12 protein-coding genes are annotated in these 14,085 nt (G+C 54.3%); 10 read left to right on the top strand and 2 right to left on the bottom strand.

Annotated features, from left to right (window positions below; all coding sequences use genetic code 11):
• Window positions 1–33: 33 nt before the first annotated feature.
• The gene (ubiF, locus tag MUU46_RS17235; RefSeq protein WP_159754406.1) at window positions 34–1,209 is read right to left on the bottom strand and encodes a 3-demethoxyubiquinol 3-hydroxylase; all 1,176 of its coding nucleotides are present in this window, start codon (window positions 1,207–1,209) and stop codon (window positions 34–36) included.
• A 143-nt stretch (window positions 1,210–1,352) separates the two neighbouring features.
• On the opposite strand from ubiF, the gene miaB reads away from it, so the two are divergent.
• The 9 genes from miaB to MUU46_RS17190 all read left to right on the top strand — a co-directional run bounded on the left by miaB (window position 1,353) and on the right by MUU46_RS17190 (window position 10,712).
• Window positions 1,353–2,786, top strand: a complete 1,434-nt coding sequence (gene miaB / locus MUU46_RS17230; RefSeq protein WP_159754409.1) for a tRNA (N6-isopentenyl adenosine(37)-C2)-methylthiotransferase MiaB — start codon at window positions 1,353–1,355, stop codon at window positions 2,784–2,786.
• 152 nt (window positions 2,787–2,938) lie between these two features.
• Window positions 2,939–3,994, top strand: coding sequence for a PhoH family protein (locus tag MUU46_RS17225; RefSeq protein ID WP_258966157.1), 1,056 nt, complete (start codon window positions 2,939–2,941; stop codon window positions 3,992–3,994).
• Window positions 3,991–4,458, top strand: coding sequence for an rRNA maturation RNase YbeY (gene ybeY, locus MUU46_RS17220; protein ID WP_159754415.1), 468 nt, complete (start codon window positions 3,991–3,993; stop codon window positions 4,456–4,458). The genes MUU46_RS17225 and ybeY overlap by 4 nt, the downstream gene beginning before the upstream one ends.
• 102 nt (window positions 4,459–4,560) lie before the next feature.
• Window positions 4,561–5,439 (top strand): CNNM family magnesium/cobalt transport protein CorC, encoded by an 879-nt coding sequence (gene corC, locus MUU46_RS17215; RefSeq protein ID WP_159754418.1) that lies wholly within the window; start codon window positions 4,561–4,563, stop codon window positions 5,437–5,439.
• Between the two features lie 22 nt (window positions 5,440–5,461).
• Entirely contained in the window at window positions 5,462–7,000 is a 1,539-nt protein-coding gene (lnt, locus tag MUU46_RS17210; protein WP_258966156.1) for an apolipoprotein N-acyltransferase, read from the top strand.
• A 374-nt stretch (window positions 7,001–7,374) separates the two neighbouring features.
• On the top strand, window positions 7,375–8,286 hold the full coding sequence (locus MUU46_RS17205) for an amino acid ABC transporter substrate-binding protein (RefSeq protein ID WP_258966155.1): 912 nt from the start codon (window positions 7,375–7,377) through the stop codon (window positions 8,284–8,286).
• Window positions 8,287–8,572: 286 nt separating this feature from the next.
• The gene (locus tag MUU46_RS17200; RefSeq protein ID WP_159754427.1) at window positions 8,573–9,313 is read left to right on the top strand and encodes an amino acid ABC transporter permease; all 741 of its coding nucleotides are present in this window, start codon (window positions 8,573–8,575) and stop codon (window positions 9,311–9,313) included.
• Window positions 9,313–9,987: a glutamate/aspartate ABC transporter permease GltK gene (gltK, locus tag MUU46_RS17195; protein WP_159754430.1), complete on the top strand. Its 675-nt coding sequence runs from the start codon at window positions 9,313–9,315 to the stop codon at window positions 9,985–9,987. Before MUU46_RS17200 ends, gltK begins: the two co-directional genes overlap by 1 nt.
• A complete protein-coding gene (locus MUU46_RS17190) occupies window positions 9,987–10,712 on the top strand; it encodes an amino acid ABC transporter ATP-binding protein (RefSeq protein WP_258966154.1) in 726 nt (241 codons plus the stop codon). The genes gltK and MUU46_RS17190 overlap by 1 nt, the downstream gene beginning before the upstream one ends.
• 91 nt (window positions 10,713–10,803) lie before the next feature.
• Here MUU46_RS17190 and MUU46_RS17185 read toward each other — a convergent pair whose 3' ends face one another.
• Window positions 10,804–11,286 (bottom strand): zinc ribbon-containing protein, encoded by a 483-nt coding sequence (locus tag MUU46_RS17185; protein ID WP_159754436.1) that lies wholly within the window; start codon window positions 11,284–11,286, stop codon window positions 10,804–10,806.
• 214 nt (window positions 11,287–11,500) lie between these two features.
• Here MUU46_RS17185 and leuS point away from each other — a divergent pair, with 214 nt between their 5' ends.
• Window positions 11,501–14,083: a leucine--tRNA ligase gene (gene leuS, locus MUU46_RS17180; RefSeq protein ID WP_258966153.1), complete on the top strand. Its 2,583-nt coding sequence runs from the start codon at window positions 11,501–11,503 to the stop codon at window positions 14,081–14,083.
• The last annotated feature ends 2 nt before the right edge of the window (window positions 14,084–14,085 follow it).

Genomic DNA, 14,085 nt, shown 5'->3' with positions numbered 1-14,085 from the left:
TGGTTAATCGCGGCCTTTCGACCGCATCAGTTCTCACAATCCTAATGCATACTTCAGTGCCTGGCGTTTGAGTACGCCCGCGCGTTCTGCGGCCATCAAGCCGACGTTTCGCAGCATTCTGAGCGGTGCAAGATTATTACTGAAGCTTGCATAGAACAGGTCCATGCCCGACTGCATCAGGTAATTATCCGCCATCCGGCGCGTCTGATAGCGCTTAAGCACCGGCAAACTTGCCCAGTCTTCACCCTGACTATGGGCATTCGCCAGCACGTCCAGCAGCGCGTCGACATCACGATAGCCGAGATTCACGCCCTGCCCCGCCAACGGATGAATGGTGTGCGCCGCATCGCCCACCAGCGCTAAACCTGGCAGCACGTAACGCAATGCGTGACGACGCGTGAGAGGGAATGCACCCGCCGCAACGGGTTTTATTTGCCCAAGACGCGCCGGGAACGTACGTACAATTTCCTGTTCAAGCTGCGCCATCGACAGCGACTGAAGCTGGCGAATGCGCGCCGGAGTGTCGTACCACACCAACGATGCCCAGCGGTCGAACAGCGGCAGGAATGCACGTGGCCCAGTGGGCGTGAACTGCTGCCAGGTACTGTCGCCCGGTTCGTTCTCGCACTTCACGGTAATCAGCATGCAGGACTGCGGATACTGCCAGGCATGAACGCCGATCCCAGCCATTTGGCGAACCTGAGAATTTGCACCGTCGGCCCCAATCACCAATTTTGCCTTCAGCTCACTGCCGTCGGTAAAGCCCAGTTGATAGCCTTCGCTACCGTGCAGCATCGTTTCCAGCGACGACGGCATGCACAATCTGACGTTGTCATGTGCCTCCAGTGCCTGCCACAAGGCGAGCTGTAAAACGTTGTTCTCCACCATATAACCGAGTTCGGGCAATTTGAGCTCCGCGGCGTTAAACACCACGTGTGCGTTTTCCCATTCCCAGGTTTCCAGCTGGCAATAACGGTGAGTGCGCATAGCCTGAATCGCCTCCCACACGCCAAGCCCGCGCAGTAAACCGACCGACGACGCGCTGATGGCGGAGATCCTCACGTCTGGGTGGCTGGCTGCATCAAATGCGGGCGGTGCCGCCTGTTCAATCACGGTTACGCTGAATCCAAGCTGTGCCAGCCCCAGCGCCAGCGCGCCCCCGACCATCCCACCGCCAACGACGGCGACATCAGTATGTTGATTGCTCATGGCTCGTTTCCTTAAACCTCAATCCCTTAAGTTTACCGGATTTTTTTGTCCTTTGGGCGCCGGGTGGGTCATACTGGTCACACTCGCTACAAAGCATTACAATACGCGCCCTGCGTTTCCTGAGCATGAGCAAAGCTAAGTCGATGACAAAAAAACTCCATATTAAAACCTGGGGCTGTCAGATGAACGAATACGATTCATCAAAGATGGCCGATCTGCTGGATGCCACTCACGGCTATCAACTGACTGACATCGCGGAAGAAGCCGATGTACTGCTGCTGAACACCTGCTCGATTCGTGAGAAAGCGCAGGAAAAAGTGTTCCACCAGTTGGGACGCTGGAAACTTATCAAAGCCAAACGACCGGACGTGATCATCGGTGTTGGCGGTTGTGTCGCCTCACAGGAAGGCAAACTGATCCGCCAGCGCGCCCACTACGTCGATATTATTTTTGGCCCGCAGACGCTACACCGTTTGCCAGAAATGATCAGTTCCATTCGCGGTATGCGCGATCACCGCAAACCGATCGTTGACGTCAGCTTCCCTGAAATCGAAAAATTCGACCGCCTGCCAGAGCCACGCGCTGATGGCCCGACCGCGTTCGTGTCGATCATGGAAGGCTGCAACAAATACTGCACTTACTGCGTCGTGCCTTATACCCGCGGAGAAGAAGTCAGCCGTCCGTGCGACGACATTCTGTTTGAATGCGCCCAACTGGCGGCTCAGGGTGTGCGCGAAATACACCTGCTGGGCCAGAACGTCAACGCCTGGCGCGGTGAGAACTACGACGGTAGCACCGGTTCGTTTGCCGAACTGCTGCGCCTTGTGGCGGCTATCGACGGCGTCGACCGCATTCGTTTCACCACCAGCCATCCGATTGAGTTTACCGACGACATCATCGATGTGTACCGTGATACGCCGGAACTGGTGAGCTTCCTGCATTTGCCGATTCAGAGTGGCTCCGACCGCGTCCTGAATCTTATGGGACGTACCCACACCGCGCTGGAATACAAAGCCATTATTCGCAAGCTGTATGCCGCGCGCCCGGACATTCAAATCAGCTCTGACTTCATCGTCGGTTTCCCTGGCGAAACCGATGAAGACTTCGAGAAGACCATGAAGCTCATTGCCGACGTGAATATGGACGTCAGTTACAGCTTTATTTTCTCTGCGCGTCCTGGCACCCCTGCGGCAGATATGATCGATGACGTCTCAGACGACGATAAAAAGCAGCGTCTGTACATCCTACAGGAGCGTCTCAACCAGCAGGCCATGGCCTGGAGTCGCCGTATGGTCGGCACTGTCCAGCGCATTCTGGTGGAAGGCACGTCCCGTAAGAGCATCATGGAATTGACCGGGCGTACCGAGAATAACCGTGTGGTGAACTTCGAGGGCACGCCAGAGATGGTCGGTAAATTCGTTGATGTGGAAATCGTCGACGTTTACACCAACTCCCTGCGCGGCAAGCTCATCCGCACCGAAGCGGAAATGGGTCTGCGCGTGGTGGAATCTCCGGAATCCGTGATTGCCCGTACCCGCAAAGAGAACGATCTCGGCGTGGGTATTTTCCAGCCGTGATCCTGTGGCCTGCCCCGTCGGGCAGGCCCTTGCATTTTCCCGCCCTGCCCCCACATCAATCGCAGTGCTTGCGCCTTTAATCACTGGCGTGAATAATTTCCGTATACACGTTCAAAAACGCCCACCATGGCGCCTGGTAAAAGAGGAACAGCTTGAATACAGAAACCCGTGAAGTAACCCTCGAGCCGGCAGACAACGACCGCCTGCTGAGCCTCTGTGGCCCGTTTGATGACAACATCAAACATCTGGAGCGACGACTGGGTATCGAAATCAACCGCCGCGATAATCATTTCAAACTCACCGGACGCGCCATCTGCGTAAACGCAGCGGCAGATATCCTGCGCAGCCTGTATGTCGATACGGCCCCAATGCGTGGCCAGACTCAGGATATCGATCCGGAACAGATTCATCTGGCTATCAAAGAAGCCCGCGTGCTGGAGCAAAGCGCCGATAGCGTGCCGGACTACGGTAAAGCCATCAATATCAAGACCAAGCGTGGCGTGATTAAACCGCGCACGCCGAATCAGGCGCAGTACATCGCCAATATTCTTGACCATGACATCACCTTCGGCGTAGGCCCTGCGGGGACGGGTAAAACCTATCTGGCGGTTGCAGCCGCCGTCGATGCGCTGGAGCGACAAGAGATTCGGCGCATTCTGCTGACGCGTCCGGCGGTAGAAGCGGGTGAAAAACTCGGCTTCCTGCCAGGGGATCTCAGCCAGAAAGTCGACCCGTATTTGCGTCCGCTGTATGACGCACTGTTCGAGATGCTCGGCTTTGAAAAAGTAGAGAAGCTGATTGAGCGCAACGTGATTGAAGTCGCGCCGCTGGCCTACATGCGTGGGCGCACGCTCAACGATGCGTTCATCATCCTGGATGAAAGCCAGAACACCACCATCGAACAGATGAAGATGTTCCTGACCCGTATCGGCTTTAATTCGAAAGCGGTTATCACCGGTGACGTTACCCAGATTGACCTACCGCGCAATATGAAATCCGGCCTGCGCCACGCCGTTGAAGTGCTGGCGGAAGTCGACGAAATCAGCTTCAATTTCTTCCACAGCGAAGACGTGGTGCGCCACCCGGTGGTCGCCCGAATCGTTAACGCCTATGAGGCGTGGGAAGAGGCCGATCAAAAACGTAAAGCCGAGCAGTCCGCCGAGCGGAAACGCGAAGCGCTGGCATCGCAGGAGCAAGAGCACAAATGAGTTCGGTAATTCTGGATTTACAAGTTGCGACCGAGGACGAAAACGGACTGCCGCAGGAAGCGCAATTTCAGCGCTGGCTGGACGCCACCATTCCGGCGTTTCAGGCAGAGTCGGAGGTGACCATTCGTCTGGTCGATGAGGCAGAAAGCCACGAGCTGAACCTGACCTATCGTGGTAAAGATAAGTCGACCAACGTGCTCTCTTTCCCGTTTGAAGTCCCGCCAGGCATTGAACTGCCGCTGTTGGGCGACCTCATTATTTGCCGCCAGGTGGTTGAACGCGAGGCAGAAGAGCAAGGCAAACCGCTGGAAGCCCACTGGGCGCATATGGTGGTTCACGGCAGTCTTCATCTGCTGGGTTACGACCATATTGAAGACGAAGAAGCTGAAGAGATGGAAAGTCTGGAAACAGAGATAATGCTTGCTCTGAACTATGATGATCCGTACATTGCCGAGAAAGAGTAACCTGTGCGGCGGCTTGCCGCCGCGCTGGCATTTTATGCCGCCTAAGGCTGAATTTACGCCAGGCTGCAATCATTCTATTAACATGAGACCCCATACGACGCCATGAGCGACGACAACTCACACAGTAGCGACACCTTAAACAGCAAAAAGGGATTCTTCTCCCTCTTACTGAGCCAACTGTTCCACGGCGAACCTAAAAACCGTGATGAACTTCTGGCGCTAATCCGTGATTCCGGGCAAAACGACCTTATCGACGAAGATACGCGCGACATGCTCGAAGGGGTAATGGATATAGCAGACCAGCGCGTCCGCGACATCATGATCCCCCGTTCTCAAATGATTACCCTGAAACGCAACCAGACGCTGGACGAGTGTCTCGATGTCATTATCGAGTCCGCCCACTCTCGTTTCCCGGTGATCAGCGAAGATAAAGATCACATCGAAGGGATTCTGATGGCTAAAGATTTGCTGCCGTTTATGCGCAGCGATTCCGAAGCTTTCAGCATGGATAAGGTGTTACGCCAGGCGGTGGTGGTGCCGGAAAGCAAGCGGGTTGACCGCATGCTGAAAGAGTTCCGCTCTCAGCGCTACCACATGGCAATTGTGATTGACGAATTTGGCGGCGTCTCGGGTCTGGTGACCATCGAAGACATACTGGAATTGATCGTCGGCGAAATTGAAGACGAATACGATGAAGAAGACGACATCGATTTCCGTCAGCTGAGCCGTCACACCTGGACCGTTCGCGCGCTGGCCTCTATCGAAGACTTCAACGAAGCCTACGGCACGCACTTCAGCGACGATGAAGTCGATACCATCGGCGGTCTGGTGATGCAGGCGTTCGGGCATCTACCTGCTCGCGGCGAATCCATTGACATTGATGGTTACCAGTTCAAAGTTGCGATGGCTGACAGCCGCCGTATCATCCAGGTACACGTCAAACTTCCGGAAGATGCGCCACAGCCCAATCTGGAAGATTAATTTTACGGGACGACAACGCTAAATGGCATTTGCCTCTCTGATTGAACGCCAGCGCATTCGCCTGCTGCTGGCGCTACTTTTTGGTGCCTGCGGAACGCTGGCTTTTTCCCCTTATGATTTCTGGCCAGCGGCGATCGTTTCGCTGATTGGGCTTCAGGGATTAACCCTTAACCGCCGTCCGCTGCAAAGCGCCGGGATTGGTTACTTCTGGGGCCTCGGCTTATTCGGCTCCGGCATTAACTGGGTCTACGTCAGCATCGCGCAGTTTGGCGGTATGCCGGGTCCGGTGAATGTGTTCCTTGTGGTGCTCCTCGCCGCCTATCTTTCGCTGTATACCGGGCTTTTCGCCGGTGTGCTTGCGCGTCTGTGGCCAAAAGCCAACTGGGTCCGCGTGGCGATTGCTGCCCCTGCGATATGGCAAATCACCGAATTCCTGCGCGGCTGGGTCCTGACCGGATTCCCGTGGCTGCAGTTTGGCTATAGCCAGATTGATGGCCCACTGAAAGGCCTGGCGCCAGTGATGGGCGTGGAAACCATTAACTTCCTGCTGATGATGGTCAGCGGTCTGCTGGCGCTGGCGCTGGTAACCCGTAACTGGCGTCCGCTGGTGGTGGCCGTAGTGCTGTTCGCGCTGCCGTTCCCGCTGCGCTATATCCAGTGGTATCAGTTGCTGCCTGAGCGCACGACCCAGGTCTCGCTGGTGCAGGGCAATATTCCGCAGTCGCTGAAGTGGGATGAGAAAGAACTCATCAATACGCTGAAGATTTATCTTGATGCGACCGAAAAAGTGATGGGTAAATCGCAACTGATTATCTGGCCTGAGTCAGCGATCCCAGACCTGGAAATCAATCAGCAGCGCCTGCTCAGTATGATGGACGATATGCTGCGCGCCAAAAACAGCTCGCTGATTACCGGCGTGGTGGATTCCCGTCTTAACGCGAAAAACCGTTATGACACCTACAACACCATCATTACGCTAGGCAAAGATAACCCATACAGCTACAACTCTACCGACCGCTACAACAAGAATCACCTTGTGCCGTTTGGTGAGTTTGTGCCGCTGGAGTCGATTCTGCGTCCGCTGGCACCGTTCTTCGACCTGCCGATGTCATCGTTTAGCCGCGGGCCGTACGTTCAGCCGCAGCTTTCTGCGCATAATCTGAAGCTGACCCCTGCTATTTGCTACGAAGTTATTCTTGGCGAGCAGGTGCGCGACAACTTCCGTCCGGACACCGATTTCCTGCTGACCATTTCTAACGATGCGTGGTTCGGTAAATCGATTGGCCCATGGCAGCACTTCCAGATGGCGCGGATGCGTGCCCTGGAACTGGCACGTCCGCTGTTGCGTAGCACCAACAACGGGATTACGGCGGTTATCAACCCGCACGGTGACGTGCAGGCGATAATCCCGCAGTTCACCCGCGATGTGCTGACCACCACGGTGACGCCAACGACCGGTTTGACCCCGTACGCGCGTGCCGGAAACTGGCCACTGTGGGCACTTACCGTGCTGTTTGGCTTTGGCGCACTGGTGATGAGTCTTAGACAGCGTCGTCGCTAACGCCCTTCTCACTTCATGAATCTAAACGGCAATCCTTCGATTGCCGTTTTCGTCTTCCCCCGCGCCCCAACGCCCCTTTTCTGGCACGCCAATTGCTTAGTTACTTCAGTGAGCTGCGTAATTTGCCATAGTGCAACCCGGTCGCACCAGCAGCGCTCAACGGTGGCACCATTTTGGTGCGGCAGAGCATTTTTGCCTTAAAACGGTGCGGCGCACTTCGCAAAAACAAACAATAACGCAGCAAAATCTTTACATTAAGCCAAACTAAATGTTAACAAACTGGCTTAACACTGCACACTAAAGTTGCAGGCAATAACAACACAACACTCACATGGGTATCCGTGCGTCCCTGACGCTACGATAAGGAGTTGGATATGCAATTACGTAAACTGGCCGCAGCAATGCTGGTGATGGGAATATCCGCAGGCGTGGCGCACGCCGACGACGCAGCACAGGCTTCAGGCCAGAGCACGCTGGATAAAATCGCCAAAAACGGCGTGATTGTGGTTGGGCACCGTGAATCATCCGTACCGTTCTCTTATTACGACAACCAGCAAAAGGTTGTGGGCTACTCGCAGGATTACTCCAACGCTATCGTTGACGCTATCAAGAAGAAACTCAACAAGCCGGATCTGCAGGTTAAGCTGATCCCAATTACGTCCCAGAACCGTATTCCATTGCTGCAAAATGGCACCTTTGACTTCGAGTGTGGTTCCACCACGAACAACCTCGAGCGTCAGAAGCAGGCTGCATTCTCTGACACTATCTTCGTGGTCGGCACCCGTCTGCTGGCCAAGAAAGGCGGCGCAATCAAAGATTTCGCCGACCTGAAAGGCAAAGCGGTTGTTGTGACGTCCGGGACCACCTCTGAAATTCTGCTGCACAAGCTGAACGAAGAGAAAAAAATGGACATGCGCATCATCAGCGCCAAAGACCACGGCGACTCTTTCCGTACCCTGGAAAGCGGCCGTGCAGTGGCGTTCATGATGGATGACGCCTTGCTGGCAGGTGAGCGTGCGAAAGCGAAGAAACCTGACAACTGGGAAATCGTCGGTACCGCGCAGTCCAAAGAAGCCTACGGCTGCATGCTGCGCAAAGACGATCCGCAGTTCAAAAAGCTGATGGATGACACCATCGCTCAGGCGCAGACCTCCGGTGAAGCCGCGAAGTCGTTCGATAAATGGTTCAAAAATCCAATTCCGCCGAAGAACCTTAACATGAACTTCGAGCTGTCTGACGACATGAAAGCGCTGTTTAAGACACCAAACGACAAAGCACTTAACTAACTAGAACAATAATGGGCGGGCTCGCCTGCCCTCTCGATTGCGAGGAAATACGGACAGACTATATGGTGAATGGTCGTTCCCCATTCACCATGAACAACTAATTACACAAAATCATTCAGGCTGTATCGCGGCGGCAACTAAGCGAATCCGCAGGAGCTTACATCAGTAAGTGACTGTGGTGAGCGAAGGCGGCCAACAAAGATACAGTGTGAAGGATGACGTGTAATCGTTTCCTTAGCAGTCTTAGAGGGTAGCGCTGCTACCCTTTTTTTTTCGGAGTCCATTTATGTCAATCGACTGGAACTGGGGTATTTTTCTGCAACAAGCCCCGTTCGGCAACACCACCTATCTTGGCTGGCTGTGGAGCGGCTTTCAGGTCACGGTGGCACTGTCCATCACCGCCTGGATTATCGCGTTCTTCGTCGGCTCACTGTTCGGCATTCTGCGCACCGTACCAAATCGGTTCTTATCCGGGATCGGCACGCTGTACGTGGAACTGTTCCGCAACGTTCCGCTGATCGTTCAATTCTTTACCTGGTATCTGGTGATACCGGAACTGCTGCCGGAAGACCTCGGCATGTGGTTTAAGTCTGAGCTTGATCCTAACATTCAGTTCTTCGTTTCCTCGATGCTGTGCCTGGGGCTGTTTACCGCTGCCCGCGTATGCGAACAGGTGCGGGCGGCCATTCAGTCGCTGCCGCGCGGTCAGAAGAATGCTGGTCTGGCGATGGGCCTGACGCTGCCACAAACCTATCGTTATGTACTGCTGCCGAACGCCTATCGCGTGATTGTCCCACCGATGACGTCGGAGATGATGAACCTGGTGAAAAACTCAGCCATCGCCTCAACCATCGGGCTGGTGGATATGGCTGCTCAAGCGGGCAAACTGCTGGATTACTCGGCGCATGCCTGGGAATCCTTCACCGCAATTACCCTCGCTTACGTATTGATTAACACGGTTATCATGCTGGTAATGAATCTGGTTGAACGTAAGGTTCGCCTGCCGGGCAATATGGGAGGCAAATAATGTACGATTTTGACTGGAGTTCTATCGTTCCGTCGATGCCTTACCTGCTCGCAGGTCTGGTTATCACGCTGAAGATTACCGTCACGGCGATAATCATTGGTATCGTCTGGGGCACCCTGTTGGCGGTGATGCGTTTATCCACCTTCAAACCGTTGGCCTGGTTTGCGACCGCGTATGTGAACGTGTTCCGTTCTATTCCGCTGGTGATGGTACTGCTGTGGTTCTACCTGATTGTGCCGGGCTTCTTACAGCAGGTCCTTGGCCTGTCGCCGAAAGCCGATATTCGCCTGATCTCCGCGATGGTGGCTTTCTCGATGTTCGAAGCTGCCTACTATTCAGAAATTATTCGCGCCGGTATTCAGAGCGTTTCTCGCGGCCAGGGCAATGCAGCCTTAGCTCTGGGGATGACTCACTGGCAGTCGATGAAGCTCATTATTCTGCCGCAGGCTTTCCGCGCAATGGTGCCGTTACTACTGACTCAAGGGATTGTCCTGTTTCAGGATACGTCGCTGGTGTACGTGCTGAGTCTTGCCGATTTCTTCCGTACCGCCTCTACCATTGGCGAGCGTGACGGAACCCAGGTTGAGATGATCCTGTTCGCAGGAGCCGTCTATTTTGTTATCAGTTTAAGCGCCTCGCTGTTGGTCAGCTATTTGAAGAAAAGGACCGTGTAATGATTTCCCTGAAAAATGTTTCGAAATGGTATGGTCACTTTCAGGTGCTCACCGACTGCTCCACGGAAGTGAAAAAAGGCGAAGTGGTGGTAGTTTGTGGCCCGTCGGGGTCCGGTAAATCCACGCTGATTAAAACCGTTAACGGCCTTGAGCCGGTTCAGCAGGGCGAGATTCTGGTTAACGGCACGCAGGTGACCCACAAGAAAACCGATCTGGCAAAACTGCGTTCACACGTCGGCATGGTGTTCCAACATTTCGAGTTATTCCCCCATCTGTCGATTATCGAAAACCTGACCCTGGCGCAGGTCAAAGTACTGCGACGTGATAAAACTGCAGCGCGTACCAAAGGGCTGAAATTACTGGAACGCGTCGGACTGACTGCCCATGCCGATAAATTCCCGGCGCAGCTTTCCGGTGGCCAACAGCAACGTGTGGCGATCGCCCGCGCGCTGTGTATGGATCCAGTAGCAATGCTGTTTGATGAGCCCACATCGGCGCTTGATCCGGAGATGATCAACGAAGTGCTGGACGTCATGGTCGAACTGGCGCACGAAGGAATGACGATGATGGTGGTGACTCACGAAATGGGCTTTGCCCGTAAGGTGGCGAACCGCGTTATCTTTATGGACGAAGGCAAGATTGTGGAAGACTCCGATAAAGACGAGTTCTTTAATAATCCGAAATCCGACCGTGCGAAAGATTTCCTGGCGAAAATCCTGCACTAATACTTCATGCTGTTCCGGTCTGATGCCCTCTCCCACAGGGAGAGGGCACAAACATTAAAACGGCAATCCAGGGGTTGCCGTTTGCATTTACCTAGGGCTCAAACGCTTTGCGCTGGAACTGATCGTGACCGCATTTCGGGCACAACGGCAGCACATCCGGCGAATACACCGCTAAGTGGAAGTGGCATTTCTCGCACACCAGATTGCCCAACCCCACCACTTCCCCGCTGTGATACACCCCGTGGTGATTCAAGTCCTGGAATACCTCCCGCCACTCCAGTTGCGTTTTGTCAGTGATGTCCGCCAGTTCCTGCCAGATGCTCTCTTTAATCACCCGGAGAAACACACTGTCTTTCAGCTCATCCTGGCTTTCGTTATAACTGATGGCGAACTCTTCCAGATCCCGACGAACGGCTCTTGTCAGCTCCTCCACTTCGGTTCGGGTTAACTCCCCGGTCTGGCTAACGCGCAGACGCGCCTGCTCGACCAACGCGTCAATATCGCGGTCTCCATTACGCAGGCGTTCGGTTAGCGTCGTCACCAGTTCACGATAATATTGAGCGACCTTGTTCATTGTTTCATCTCCCGGGCGGTTAACGTCCTCTAATGATAGACCTTATTTCCTTATCGCTTTGTCAGGTAAGCCACAGACACGGTAAATAAACGCCAGCCTGGTGTGTGCGAAAGGCTGTTTTGACGTGCCCGTTTGGGCTATGCTATGCGGATCTGAATGACCACATCCATTGGCTACGTTTGTAGCTGTATTGAAAACAGGACCACTGGCTGCCATGCAAGAGCAATACCGCCCGGAAGAGATAGAATCGAAAGTCCAGCAACACTGGGACGATAAGCGCACATTTGAAGTAACTGAAGACAACAGCAAAGAGAAATACTACTGCCTGTCGATGCTCCCCTATCCTTCTGGCCGACTACACATGGGCCACGTGCGCAACTACACCATCGGTGATGTGATTGCCCGTTACCAGCGCATGCTGGGCAAAAACGTGCTGCAGCCAATCGGCTGGGATGCATTTGGTCTGCCGGCTGAAGGCGCCGCGGTAAAAAACAAGACCGCGCCTGCACCGTGGACCTACGACAACATCGCCTACATGAAGAACCAGCTCAAAATGCTGGGCTTCGGTTATGACTGGAGCCGCGAGCTGGCGACCTGCACCCCGGAATACTACCGCTGGGAGCAGAAGTTCTTCACCGAGCTCTACAAAAAAGGCCTGGTGTACAAGAAAACCTCCGCCGTTAACTGGTGCCCGAATGACCAGACCGTACTGGCGAACGAGCAGGTTATCGACGGCTGCTGCTGGCGCTGCGATACCAAAGTTGAGCGTAAAGAAATTCCACAGTGGTTTATCAAAATCACCGCTTACGCTGACGAACTGCTCAACGACCTGGATAAAATGGATCAGTGGCCTGACACGGTGAAAACCATGCAGCGTAACTGGATTGGCCGTTCTGAAGGCGTAGAAATCACCTTCGACGTTGCAGATTACGCTGACAAGCTGACCGTTTACACCACGCGTCCTGACACCTTTATGGGTGCAACTTATCTGGCCGTGGCTGCAGGTCACCCACTGGCACAGCAGGCCGCACTCAATAATCCTGAACTGGCAGCCTTCGTTGATGAATGCCGCAACACCAAAGTTGCTGAAGCTGAAATGGCGACGATGGAGAAGAAAGGCGTCGACACTGGATTCAAAGCGATTCATCCACTAACGGGCGAAGCGGTTCCAGTATGGGCGGCTAACTTCGTGCTGATGGAATACGGCACCGGTGCGGTGATGGCTGTTCCGGGCCACGACCAGCGCGACTACGAATTTGCGACCAAATACGGCCTGACCATTAAGCCTGTGATTCTGAAGGCTGATGGTTCCGAGCCGGACCTGTCTGAGCAAGCCCTGACCGAAAAAGGTACTCTGTTTAACTCCGGTGAATTTAGCGGCCTGAGCTTCCAGGAAGGCTTCAACGCCATTGCCGACAAGCTGGCAGAACTGGGCGTGGGTGAGCGTAAAGTCAACTTCCGTCTTCGCGACTGGGGGGTTTCCCGTCAGCGTTATTGGGGCGCGCCAATTCCGATGGTGACCCTGGAAGACGGTACTGTGATGCCAACCCCAGAAGATCAGCTGCCGGTTATCCTGCCGGAAGACGTAGTCATGGACGGCATCACCAGCCCAATCAAAGCCGATCCTGAGTGGGCGAAAACCACCGTTAACGGCCAGCCAGCGCTGCGTGAAACCGACACCTTTGACACCTTTATGGAGTCTTCCTGGTACTACGCGCGTTATACCTGCCCTGACTATCAGGAAGGAATGCTGGATTCCGACGCTGCCAACTACTGGCTGCCGGTGGATATTTATATCGGCGGGATCGAGCACGCCATCATGCACCTGCTGTACTTCCGCTTCTTCCACAAACTGATGCGTGATGCGGGCATGGTGAACTCTGACGAACCGGCAAAACAGCTGCTGTGTCAGGGTATGGTGCTGGCAGATGCTTTCTACTATCTGGGCGAAAGCGGCGAGCGTAACTGGGTTTCCCCGAAAGAAGCCATCGTTGAACGTGACGAGAAAGGCCGAATCGTGAAAGCGAAGGACGAAGCAGGCCATGAGCTGGTATATACCGGCATGAGCAAAATGTCTAAGTCCAAAAACAACGGCATCGACCCTCAGGAAATGGTTGAACGTTATGGCGCGGACACCGTTCGTCTGTTCATGATGTTCGCGTCTCCAGCAGACATGACCCTTGAGTGGCAGGAGTCTGGCGTTGAAGGCGCTAATCGCTTCCTGAAACGCGTGTGGAAACTGGTTTACGAACACACCTCGAAAGGCCCAACGGTTGCCCTTAACGTCGAAGCGTTAAGCGAAGATCAGCAGGCGCTGCGTCGTGACGTTCACAAAACCATCGCTAAAGTGACAGATGACATTGGTCGTCGTCAGACCTTCAACACTGCCATCGCGGCCGTGATGGAACTGATGAACAAACTGGCGAAAGCCCCTGCTGAAGAAGAGCAAGATCGCGCTCTGCTGCAGGAGGCTCTGCAATCAGTGGTACGTATGCTGAACCCGTTCACCCCTCATGTTAGCTTCACCTTGTGGCAGCTGCTGGGTGGCGAAGGTGATGTCGATACCGCACCATGGCCGGTAGCCGACGAGAAAGCGATGGTGGAAAACACCACCCTCATCGTGGTACAGGTTAACGGTAAAGTTCGCGGTAAAGTGACTGTGCCGGTGGATGCAACTGAAGAGCAGGTTCGTGAACGTGCAGGCCAGGAACATCTGGTCGCAAAATATCTGGATGGTATGACCGTGCGTAAAGTCATTTACGTGCCGGGCAAACTGCTCAACCTGGTCGTTGGCTAAGC

The organism is Scandinavium tedordense, assembly GCF_024764965.1.
Taxonomy (GTDB): domain Bacteria; phylum Pseudomonadota; class Gammaproteobacteria; order Enterobacterales; family Enterobacteriaceae; genus Scandinavium; species Scandinavium tedordense.
This window is presented reverse-complemented; position numbering and strand designations above follow the sequence as displayed.

Bases quoted from the DNA above. Each gene is read 5' to 3' on its own strand.
- ubiF (WP_159754406.1), bottom strand. From the start codon at position 1,209: ATGAGCAATCAACATACTGATGTCGCCGTCGTTGGCGGTGGGATGGTC.
- miaB (WP_159754409.1), top strand. From the start codon at position 1,353: ATGACAAAAAAACTCCATATTAAAACCTGGGGCTGTCAGATGAACGAA.
- ybeY (WP_159754415.1), top strand. From the start codon at position 3,991: ATGAGTTCGGTAATTCTGGATTTACAAGTTGCGACCGAGGACGAAAAC.
- corC (WP_159754418.1), top strand. From the start codon at position 4,561: ATGAGCGACGACAACTCACACAGTAGCGACACCTTAAACAGCAAAAAG.
- lnt (WP_258966156.1), top strand. From the start codon at position 5,462: ATGGCATTTGCCTCTCTGATTGAACGCCAGCGCATTCGCCTGCTGCTG.
- MUU46_RS17205 (WP_258966155.1), top strand. From the start codon at position 7,375: ATGCAATTACGTAAACTGGCCGCAGCAATGCTGGTGATGGGAATATCC.
- MUU46_RS17200 (WP_159754427.1), top strand. From the start codon at position 8,573: ATGTCAATCGACTGGAACTGGGGTATTTTTCTGCAACAAGCCCCGTTC.
- gltK (WP_159754430.1), top strand. From the start codon at position 9,313: ATGTACGATTTTGACTGGAGTTCTATCGTTCCGTCGATGCCTTACCTG.
- MUU46_RS17190 (WP_258966154.1), top strand. From the start codon at position 9,987: ATGATTTCCCTGAAAAATGTTTCGAAATGGTATGGTCACTTTCAGGTG.
- MUU46_RS17185 (WP_159754436.1), bottom strand. From the start codon at position 11,286: ATGAACAAGGTCGCTCAATATTATCGTGAACTGGTGACGACGCTAACC.
- leuS (WP_258966153.1), top strand. From the start codon at position 11,501: ATGCAAGAGCAATACCGCCCGGAAGAGATAGAATCGAAAGTCCAGCAA.